The 1,030-nt window shown below is 43.3% G+C and carries 1 protein-coding gene and 1 tRNA gene; one reads left to right on the top strand and one right to left on the bottom strand.

The window, feature by feature from the left end:
* The first annotated feature begins 76 nt into the window (after positions 1–76).
* Positions 77–361, top strand: coding sequence for a DUF6363 domain-containing protein (locus tag L2748_RS24085; protein WP_246616314.1), 285 nt, complete (start codon positions 77–79; stop codon positions 359–361).
* 584 nt (positions 362–945) lie between these two features.
* Here L2748_RS24085 and L2748_RS24080 read toward each other — a convergent pair.
* Positions 946–1,022, bottom strand: a tRNA-Asp gene (locus tag L2748_RS24080).
* Between the last annotated feature and the right edge of the window lie 8 nt (positions 1,023–1,030).

Genomic DNA, 1,030 nt, shown 5'->3' with positions numbered 1-1,030 from the left:
AAGGCTAAGTTTGCGGACAACCCGCTTACCTCAGATCTAATGCAGACTTATTAGAATCTGACAAGACCGTCCTATATTGATCGCTTACAAAGCAATCGACTTTTTTATTCACCATGAATACGCCTACCGTGACGCATTACGATTTATTGATTCACCACCGAGTGATGTGGAAATTATTCAAATATTCCCGCAGCAGCCCTTAAAAAGTAAGCTAATCGGCAGCAGAAAACTTGCCTTACAATCCGATTATCTCCAAGGCAAAAAAGCCGGTAGTGACTTTATAAAGCAGTATTCGGCAACATTACTAAAACCCGTTAAAACAGAAATAAAGGAGCCTAGAGCAGTTCTACGATATTGCTAAGCCATGATGTCATTTACTAAAAAATTACCTACAGCTTATGCTGTTGATTATCTGTAAGAAAAATCGAACAAGACTGTACTGAAATTCTCAGCCTCTTTTCAATAAAAGACCTTCCTCTTAATGTTTCTAGGTGAACACAGCTATATATATAGCCGTGAGCTTACGAATGCGAAGCGCCGCTGGAGCCGGACTTTCTCTTATCAAGAGCCGCCCCCAAGTGCCTTCGGCACGCGAGACTGGCCGCTTATTTCTAGTCAAGAGTCTAAAAAACCAAGGATGGGGTGAATGCTAGATGTTGTCTGGAACAGCATCAGTTCGACTGAACTATCGCTTCTTTAGTAAACTGCTTGCACATTTCGCTTTAATTTTTCTTTGAAATACGCATACGAAAAAGCCCTGCTATCTCTAGCAGGGCTTATCGTAATGTTTGTGGGTGAGAACGGCGATAGCCGTGAGCTTACGAACGCAAAGCGTAGCTAGGGCGGACTATTTTGTGTAAAAGCCCGCAACGTCACTACTAAATTAATAAATATTACAAAACGAAAAAAGCCTCTGCATTGCTGCAGAGGCTTTCATCTTAATGTTGGCGGAGCGGACGGGACTCGAACCCGCGACCCCCGGCGTGACAGGCCGGTATTCTAACCAACTGAACTACCGCTCCTTTAGCAA

The organism is Shewanella sairae (assembly GCF_023283535.1).
GTDB lineage: Bacteria > Pseudomonadota > Gammaproteobacteria > Enterobacterales > Shewanellaceae > Shewanella > Shewanella sairae.
The sequence above is the reverse complement of the archived record's forward strand: the minus strand, read 5'-3'. Positions and strand labels throughout refer to the sequence as shown.